This is a genomic window from Ruminococcus sp. AM26-12LB (genome assembly GCF_003480785.1).
Lineage (GTDB): Bacteria > Bacillota > Clostridia > Lachnospirales > Lachnospiraceae > Blautia_A > Blautia_A fusiformis.
In genome coordinates this window covers 211,086-219,774 of the sequence record NZ_QUJX01000004.1, presented here as the reverse complement: position 1 = coordinate 219,774, position 8,689 = coordinate 211,086, and the positions used below count along the sequence as shown (strand labels likewise).

At 44.6% G+C, this 8,689-nt stretch carries 5 protein-coding genes, 2 tRNA genes and 1 pseudogene; 7 read left to right on the top strand and 1 reads right to left on the bottom strand.

Annotation, left to right across the window (positions count from 1 at the left end):
- Nucleotides 1-111: 111 nt before the first annotated feature.
- From DW694_RS04390 to DW694_RS04375, 3 genes are all read left to right on the top strand, one after another.
- Nucleotides 112-184: transfer RNA gene (locus DW694_RS04390), tRNA-Asn, on the top strand.
- Nucleotides 185-187: 3 nt separating this feature from the next.
- Nucleotides 188-258 (top strand) — tRNA-Cys (locus DW694_RS04385).
- Between the two features lie 195 nt (nt 259-453).
- The gene (locus DW694_RS04375; protein ID WP_330384654.1) at nt 454-660 is read left to right on the top strand and encodes a hypothetical protein; all 207 of its coding nucleotides are present in this window, start codon (nt 454-456) and stop codon (nt 658-660) included.
- 70 nt (nt 661-730) lie between these two features.
- Here DW694_RS04375 and DW694_RS04370 read toward each other — a convergent pair whose 3' ends face one another.
- Nucleotides 731-1,069 carry a hypothetical protein gene (locus DW694_RS04370; protein WP_118752602.1) on the bottom strand — a complete coding sequence of 113 codons (339 nt, stop codon included), beginning with the start codon at nt 1,067-1,069 and terminating at the stop codon, nt 731-733.
- 320 nt (nt 1,070-1,389) lie between these two features.
- Between DW694_RS04370 and DW694_RS04365 the strand changes: the two genes are divergently transcribed.
- The 4 genes and pseudogenes from DW694_RS04365 to DW694_RS04350 form a co-directional block, all read left to right on the top strand.
- A complete protein-coding gene (locus DW694_RS04365) occupies nt 1,390-2,103 on the top strand; it encodes an ABC transporter ATP-binding protein (RefSeq protein ID WP_118752601.1) in 714 nt (237 codons plus the stop codon).
- Between the two features lie 8 nt (nt 2,104-2,111).
- The gene (locus DW694_RS04360) at nt 2,112-5,969 is read left to right on the top strand and encodes an FtsX-like permease family protein (RefSeq protein ID WP_286186837.1); all 3,858 of its coding nucleotides are present in this window, start codon (nt 2,112-2,114) and stop codon (nt 5,967-5,969) included.
- Between the two features lie 198 nt (nt 5,970-6,167).
- Nucleotides 6,168-7,190, top strand: a complete 1,023-nt coding sequence (locus tag DW694_RS04355; RefSeq protein WP_110103654.1) for a LacI family DNA-binding transcriptional regulator — start codon at nt 6,168-6,170, stop codon at nt 7,188-7,190.
- 155 nt (nt 7,191-7,345) lie between these two features.
- Nucleotides 7,346-7,945 (top strand): annotated as a pseudogene (locus DW694_RS04350) (transposase); the annotation flags it as partial.
- Nucleotides 7,946-8,689: the final 744 nt, after the last annotated feature.

Sequence of the window (8,689 nt, the reverse complement as noted above, 5' to 3'; positions counted from 1 at the left end):
ATCGGGTGAGGGCTTGACCAAGAAACGCAGGTTAAGAATTGATTCAAGAGTTTGATTAATGATCAACAGGCATGTATGTAGTTTTTAAGGTATAATCCTTAAATTAAATATTCCTCCTTAGCTCAGTCGGTAGAGCATGCGGCTGTTAACCGCAGTGTCGTTGGTTCGAGTCCAACAGGGGGAGCATGGTGCCATAGCCAAGTGGTAAGGCAAAGGTCTGCAACACCTCTATCCCCGGTTCAAATCCGGGTGGCACCTCTTAGAAAGCCCTGGAAAGATGAATTTCCAGGGCTTATTTTTCCTATAAAAATGTATTTGCTGAAGACCGTGAAGACAGACTTCTGGAAGATCGGACAGCATCAGGAATTTTTTTCCGTAAGCAGGATTCGTTTACGATTATAAAACAGGTGAAGGTACATGGCATCCTGAGCACGCAAAGCGTCATGCTCTGCAATGGCAGCTCCTTATACAGGAATCCGTTTTATGCCTACCGGCGGGATCAATGCGAAAAACCTTGAGGACTATCTTTCCTGTGACAAAATCCTCTGCTGCGGCGGAAGCTGGATGGTAAAAGGAGATCTTGTGAAGGCAGGAGAATTTGACAAAATAAGAGAACTGACAGCAGAAGCAAAAAAGCTTGCGGATTCCATAAGAAAGTAATCAAACTTAATACACATATTCAATAAAAAAAGCAGAGCCCTGCACAACCAGGCAGAGTTCTGCTTTTTTGTCAATTATTGTGAAAATAGATCAATGAAGCAGGATCGGCAGAAGCTTTTTCCGCTTCAGCTGCCAGATCAGCTGCAGGACCCGCAGAAGGTTTCCGAAGATCCATTCGGTAAAGATAAAAGATCCCACCGAAGAAACCGGGAATTAGTCCGGCGTATCCACCGGCACATAAGATCACAGTCAGCTTCACCATCAGTTCTGTCTGAAGTTCCAGACAAACAAGTAATCCTGCAAGAATTCCGGCTGCACTCCATCCAGCTGTCAAAAGTGCAAGAAAAACAGCTGGCGCAGGGGCCTTTTTTAAATTTTGATCTAAGTGATTCCACAGTACTTTATACATAATCCATCCTCCTGTTTTGCTGGAATTATACTTCTGCTGTTGTCAGCAACAGTCAGCCATAATATTGATTTCCTTTATCTGTCTGTATTATAGAAAAGAAATGTAAAATACAAATGCGCAGGAATGAAAAATCTTTGTAAAATATAAGTAGAAATTGCATTTTGAATTAAGAACCGATATACTTATAAATATAGTTATTGATAATATTCGATCATAGCCGAAAACATTTTTCTACAGCTGTGATACGTGAGTGAGAGAATTAAAAGGGGGCAGATAAAAGCCCCCTGAAATCATATAGAGAGTAAAGAGGAGGGGTGGAAATGGAGCATACGGAAGAATATGTGAAGCTGGAGAATGTATCCAAAATCTATGGCTCAAAAGAAGTGAAGATCATAGCTGTGGATGAGATCAGCTTCCGGATAAAAAAAGGAGAATTTGTGGTTGTGGTAGGACCAAGCGGTGCCGGAAAGACAACGGTGCTGAATATCCTGGGCGGAATGGATAAGGCCACATCCGGCAATGTCTGGATCGATGGAAAAAATATTGCAAAATATACAGACCGGCAGCTGACCGGATACCGGCGGGAGGATATTGGATTTGTATTCCAGTTTTATAATCTGGTGCCAAATCTGACTGCATTGGAGAATGTGGAGCTTGCGCTTCAGATCTGTAAGGATCCTCTGGATGCCAAGACAGTTCTGGAGGAAGTAGGGCTGAAGGAGAGACTGACCAATTTTCCGGCACAGTTATCCGGCGGTGAGCAGCAGAGAGTTTCCATAGCCAGAGCGCTGGCGAAGAATCCAAAGCTTCTGCTCTGTGATGAACCTACAGGAGCGTTGGATTATCAGACCGGCAAGGCAATCCTGAAGCTCCTTCAGGATACCTGCAGGGAACGGGGCATGACGGTTATTGTCATTACTCACAACTCTGCATTGACACCTATGGCCGACCGTGTGATCAAGATCAAAAACGGCAAGGTTTCCAGGATGACTGAAAATGCACATCCCACACCAGTGGAAGAGATTGAATGGTAGGTGACGGAATGAAAGCATTACACAAAGATTTCTGGATGGAGATCCGGAAAAGTAAAGCACGTTTTATCTCGATCTTTCTGATCGTGGCACTGGGTGTTGCATTTTTTTCCGGGATCCAGGCGTCTTCTCCGGATATGAGATATTCCGGAGATGCCTATTATGAAGCGGCAAAGCTGATGGATCTGAAAATCCAGGGAACGCTGGGACTGACACAGCGTGATGTAAAAGCAGTATCGGACATTGACGGTGTGGAACTGGCTGAGGGCGGTTACTCTACGGATGTTATGAGTGGAGAGGACGATGCCAGGAAGGTTCTTCATCTGGAATCTATCAGCAGCAATTTTAATCTACTTACAGCAGATGAAGGAAGGATACCGGAAAAAAGCGGCGAGATTTTTCTGGACAAGCCATTTGCAAAGAATCGGGGGTATAAAATCGGGGATACCATATCTGTCAGTGAGGATGGAGACAGTGAGCTTCTGAAAAAAACAACCTATACAGTTGTGGGAATCGGAAGCAGCCCTCTTTATATTTCATTTAACAGAGGAAATACGACTCTTGGATCCGGTGAGGTCAGCGGCTTCGGATACATTCTTCCTGAGGATTTTGAACAGGAAGCTTTTACCCAGATCTATATTATGGTTCATGAATCCGGGGATGTGATCAGCTATACCGATGCTTACGACAATCTTATCAGGAAAATACAGAAGCGTGTGGAAGGCATCGAAAAAGAACAGTGCAGCCTGCGCTACGATGAGATCGTCGCAGAAGCCAATGAAAAACTGGATGATGCCAGAAAAGAGCTTGAGGACGGAAAGAAGGAATCAGAGGAAAAACTTGGCGACGCGAAGAAAAAGCTGGATGATGGGCAGAAGAAGTATGAGGATGGAAAAAAAGAGTACGAAGATGGAAAACAGCAGCTCAGTGATGCAAAAAAGGAGCTGACCGATGGAAAACAGCAGCTTGCTGACGGAAGAAAGCAGATTGAAGATGGATGGTCTCAGCTTAACAGCGCAAAACAGCAGGTGGAAGACGGTCTGTCCCAGTTAAATACTGCCAGATCCCAGCTTGCCGACTCCGAAGCACAGATAAATGAGAAGCAGGCAGAGCTGACTGCCGGATATGAACAGCTGAATGCCGCAAAACAGCAGGTAAGTGACGGTGAGGTCCAGCTCCGGGAAGCGGAAAAAACACTGGAAAGCAAACAGGCTGAGCTTGACAGTGGAAGAGAACAGTTGGAAACGGGAAAGAATACGATCAAAGAAACAAAGACTGCTCTCACCGGTCAGAAAGAACAGTGTGAGGCAGGACTTGTACAGGTTTCCGAGGGCGAATCCCAGATCAGTTCCAGTGAAGAAGCCCTTTCCGGGCAGCAGGCACAGCTGGATGAATTGACCAGCCAGAAAGAGGCATTAAGCAGTCAGGCGGCGGAGCTGCAGGCGCAGTATGACGCCGGTGTGGAAGCAGGAAAAACCGAGGAAGAGCTGGCGGAGCTTTCCACGCAGATCCAGACTTTAAATGGTCAGATCAGTGCAATGGAAGAACAGATAAATGCCGGTCAGGCCCAGATCGACGGGGCGCAGGCAGAGCTTACTGCAAAAAAATCAGAGCTGGCCCAGACAAGAGCTGAACTGGAGAGCAGCCTAGGTCAGATCAATGAGGGCTTCAGCCAGATCAAAGAACAGGAAGAGACACTTTCCAGGACAGAGGCACAGCTGAACGAAGGCCAGGAAGAACTGGATAAAGGGAAAAAAGAACTGGAAACAAAGAAAGCAGAGCTTTCCGCGGCAAAAGAAGAAATTGCGGTAAACCAGGCAACTCTGGATGATGGCCAGAGTCAGCTGGATTCGGCCAGAGCCCAGCTCAGCTCAGGGCGGCAGCAGCTGGAGGAAAAACAGGCCCAGTTAAATGCCGGTCAGGCAGAGATCCAGGCCAACACAGAAAAGCTTACCAGCAGTCAGGCAGAACTGGATGCAAATGAACAGAAGCTCCTGGATGGTGAAAAAGAGATCCGGGAAAATGAACAGAAATTAAAAGACGCCAAAAAAGACCTGGAGGACGCCAAAAAGAAGCTTTCCGATGGAAAGAAAGAATATCAGGACGGCAAAAAAGAAGCCGATGACAAAATTGCGGAAGCCCAGCAGAAGATCGAGGATGCCCAGAAAGAGGTGGATGATATTGAAACACCGGAGTGGATCGTCACGGACCGCAATGACCTTCCAGAATATTCGGATTTTGGTGATAACGCAGAGCGACTGAAAAACATCGGAAAGGTTTTTCCGATGATATTCTTCCTTGTAGCGGCTCTGATCAGTCTTACCACGATGACACGAATGGTGGAGGAACAGCGAACCCAGATCGGAACCATGAAAGCGCTAGGATACGGAAAAGCATCCATTGCATCCAAGTATCTCAGCTACGCATTTCTGGCTACAGTAGGTGGAAGTATCGCAGGAGTACTTTTCGGAGAAAAGGTTCTTCCGTTTATCATTATCCAGGCGTATGGAATCATGTACTGGAATATTGGCGATCACATGCAGCTGGATTATGAGTTACAATATGCACTGATCGCTTCCGGGGCAGCGGTGATCTGTACTATGGGCGCTACACTGTTTTCCTGCGCAAAGACCCTGGCAGAAACACCGGCATCTCTGATGCGTCCGCCTGCACCGAAAGAAGGAAAACGGATCCTTATTGAACGGAGCAGCTTTATCTGGAAGCATCTGAGCTTTTCCTGGAAATCGTCCATGCGAAATCTTTTCCGTTATAAAAAGCGTCTTTTTATGACCATTTTCGGAATTGCAGGAAGCATGGGACTGATGCTTGTAGGATTCGGACTTTATGATTCGATCATGGATATTGCGCTTCTCCAATATGACCAGATCCAGCACTATGATGCCATGGTGATCAATGATGAGGATGCCACGGACAGCCAGGAAAAGGATCTTCTGAAATTCCTGGACGGAAACAGCGAGATCGATCACTATACCCGTGTACAGCTCACCAAGATGACGGCACCAAAAGAAAAGGGAAGTGTCAGTATCTATGTGTATGTTCCGGAAAATACGGAAAATTTTAAAGAGGATGTAACATTACGTGACAGAAAGTCCCACGAGCAGTATGAGCTTACCGATGATGGAGCGGTGATCTGTGAAAAAACGGCTTCTCTTATCGGTGTGAAAGCAGGAGACAAGATCACCTTGGAGAAAGACAACAGAAAGTATAAAGTAAAGATTACTGCTGTCACAGAGAACTATATGGGACATTACGTTTACATGACCCCATCCTGCTATGAAAAAACATTCGGGGAGAAACCGAAGTATTCAAGTACAGTATATACTATGAAAGAGGATGCAGAGAGTGATCTGGAAACTCTTGGAAATGCGATCCTGAAATATCCGGCAGCTTTAAGTATCAGCTATACAAGCAGCACAGCAGGTCAGGTAGAGCGAATGCTGGGATCCCTCGGAGCGGTGATCTGGGTCCTGATCATTTCTGCCGGAATGCTGGCATTTGTGGTACTGTATAATCTGAACAACATCAATATCACAGAGCGTCAGAGAGAGCTTGCAACATTGAAGGTCCTGGGATTTTATGATGGCGAAGTTTCCCAGTATGTATTCCGGGAAAATATCCTGCTGTCCTTCATAGGGATTCTGGCAGGCGCAGTGTTCGGAATCTTCCTCCACCGGTATGTGATCACAACCGTTGAGGTAGATGCGGTGATGTTCGGAAGAAATATCAAGCCAATAAGCTTTGTCTACAGTGGGCTCATTACCTTCGGATTCTCCATGTTTGTAAATATGGTGATGCATTTTAAGCTGAAAAAGATCAATATGGTAGAGTCACTGAAGAGCGTGGAATAAAATAATGAAATGATAAGACTGCCTGCATACAGGAATTTTACATATTTCCCTGTATGCAGGCAGTTTTGTAATGAATATCCTGAAAGACTGGGATGACCATGATCTGCCTGAAGCTAATTTTGTAAGTATTTCACAATTGAAATGTAAACGTTTTCCTATAAAATGTAACCATAGAATTCTTCCGGAGGAATTTTAAATATGGCAAATATAGATATTAAATTTATCGCGAAAAAAAGCGGGTGTTCGATCGCTACAGTTTCCCGTGTTATCAACCGTTCCAAACCAGTCAGCGAGAAGCTGCAGAAAAGAGTGGTAGATACCATCAGAAAGTACAATTATAATCCCAGCGTTCACGCACAGTATCTGGCTGGTAAGAAGTCAAAACTGTTCGGCTTTATAATGACAAACTACATTAATCAGTATCAGCTTCTGTTGTTTCGGTATCTGAATGAGTTTGCATGTAAGATGGGATATGGCTGTATTATCCGTTATTGCAATTCAGGATTTGAGGAAAAACTGGAAGCATTAAGAGAACTGGAGATCAGAGGAATCGAAGTCTGCTTTAGCCTTTTTCTGCTCTCACGGGAAGAGGAAGCGTATATAAAAGAAAATTTTAGGATTAAAGTCTGTCATATGCAGTCACCGGAAATGCGTTTGAATATCATGGAAAAAAATGAAAGCTCTGTCTATGAGACCATATGCTATCTTGCCCAGCTTGGCCACAGAAGGATAGGGGGCATCTTTTGCATTGACGAAATGGACGACAGCTTCCTTATTGCAAGGAAACGGGGATTTTTAAGAGCTGTAAGGCAGATGCAGCTGGATCAAGAAGAATCCCTGATCGGTCAGATCCATGGAGACTATGAAAAAAGCAGTCTGATTTCTGTGATAGAGAAGATATTTGTACCTCAAAAGCTGCCAACGGCATTGTTTTGTTACAGCGATGAAGTTGCGATAGAGGTAATGTCCTGGATCATGAAGCATGGTTACAGAATTCCGGAGGACGTATCTGTAGTTTCGTTTGACGGTATTCCGTTTGCGGAACGCATAACGCCTTCACTGTCTACGATCAGTCAGCCGGTAGAATATCAGGCAAAAAGTATCATAAACGGCATGCTGTATCTACAGGATGGAGCCGAGAGACCATGTGATGAAAAGGAAAATGAATATCTGCTGCAGATCCGTGACAGTGTGGGAATTCCTGGTCATTATGAAAAATAGGAGGAAAAATATGAAAGCGAAAAATTAATTGCCGCCGGTATTGCGGCATCAATGTCACTGCTGACTCTTGTAGGATGCGGAACAGCCGGAAATGCTGGCAATTCTGGAGGAGACACCGCTAAAGAAGATACCGTCAAGGAAGATACCGCTAAGCGAGGGCGAAGACTCTGATAGAAGCTGCAGAGCACAGCGTTGGAAGCAAAGAAGGAGCAGTATCTGCAAGAATGGAGATCCGAATGCTTCTGGAGGACTATGAATCCAGAAATACACGTCTGCAGGAAGTTATGGTTCTAATTGAAGAACTGGTAAAACAGATTCCGATGGCTGAAAAGCTGTTAGGGATCAAAGGTGTGGGAATCAGGACAGTGTCAGGGTTCCTTGCAGAAGTAGGTGATATTAGCCGCTTCAGCAATCCGAAGGAACTGCAGAAGCTTGCAGGATTGGCATTGGTTGAAAATAGTTCAGGAAAGCACAAGGGCGAGACAACAATAAGCAGACGGGGCCGAAAGAGACTCAGATACCTGCTCTTTGAGGTTGCAATGTCGCTTGTAGCGAAGAATCCGGAGTTCAGAGAACTCCATAATTATTACACAACCAGAAAACTGAATCCATTAAAGAAGATGCAGTCACTTATGGCGGTTGCGGCCAAGCTGATACGTGACTTTTATGCGATGCTGACAAAAGGTGTGGCTTATGACCCCCAAAAGCTGGTCAGTGATATCAGGAGACCGGCAGCTTATCTGCAAGTAGCGTAAGAAAAAAGTAACTATAGTAGAGGCTGTCATCTGGGCAGCCACTGAATCAAGCAGAATGTAACAGATAACGTCCACTGATCACAGTGCTGGTACAGGAAGCAAGTCAGTAATCAACAATACAAAGAATGAGCCAGTAGTCGGCAGAAATAGTCACCATGGGGCATATGACCCCGTTAAGGAGCATAGCTGACACATGAGATTTGAAAAGAAGAAATATATTCTTGCAAAAGTAAATCAGATTTTAATCGGGTATTAACATTATTATGGAATAAGTGATAACTATCAAATGATGGATAACTTCCGTAAGAGAGTTATTCAGATTCTTTATTTTTGGATGAATAGGCATAGTCAGAGGAAAAGTTATACATGGGATGGATTCAATCAGTTTTTGAAGGAGCATCCTATAGTAAGACCACGTATTTATGTGAGCCTATATGGATAATCTGAGGCATAAGTGTCGTGAAGAGCCGTATGCCTGAATTGGGCACGTACGGATCTGTGGGGGATATACTTAGTAATAGGTGTTTCTACCCGACAAGTTAGGACCTCTGGAGACAGAGATGATCCTGGTGGATATAGGAGGTTAGCTGCCATAGAGGGATGGGTATACACAAGGCCAGTAAAGCGGAAATCAATGACGTTTTATTTCGTATACCTTCTAACCACTATTTCAGTACTTGATATATCGAAATGCTTATAGCTTTGGCTTGTTCACTGAGATATAAAGGTTGAAAAAACTTGAAT

Excerpts from the sequence above, each read along its gene's own strand:
- DW694_RS04375 (WP_330384654.1), top strand. The coding sequence starts at position 454 with ATGGCAGCTCCTTATACAGGAATCCGTTTTATGCCTACCGGCGGGATC.
- DW694_RS04370 (WP_118752602.1), bottom strand. The coding sequence starts at position 1,069 with ATGTATAAAGTACTGTGGAATCACTTAGATCAAAATTTAAAAAAGGCC.
- DW694_RS04365 (WP_118752601.1), top strand. The coding sequence starts at position 1,390 with ATGGAGCATACGGAAGAATATGTGAAGCTGGAGAATGTATCCAAAATC.
- DW694_RS04360 (WP_286186837.1), top strand. The coding sequence starts at position 2,112 with ATGAAAGCATTACACAAAGATTTCTGGATGGAGATCCGGAAAAGTAAA.
- DW694_RS04355 (WP_110103654.1), top strand. The coding sequence starts at position 6,168 with ATGGCAAATATAGATATTAAATTTATCGCGAAAAAAAGCGGGTGTTCG.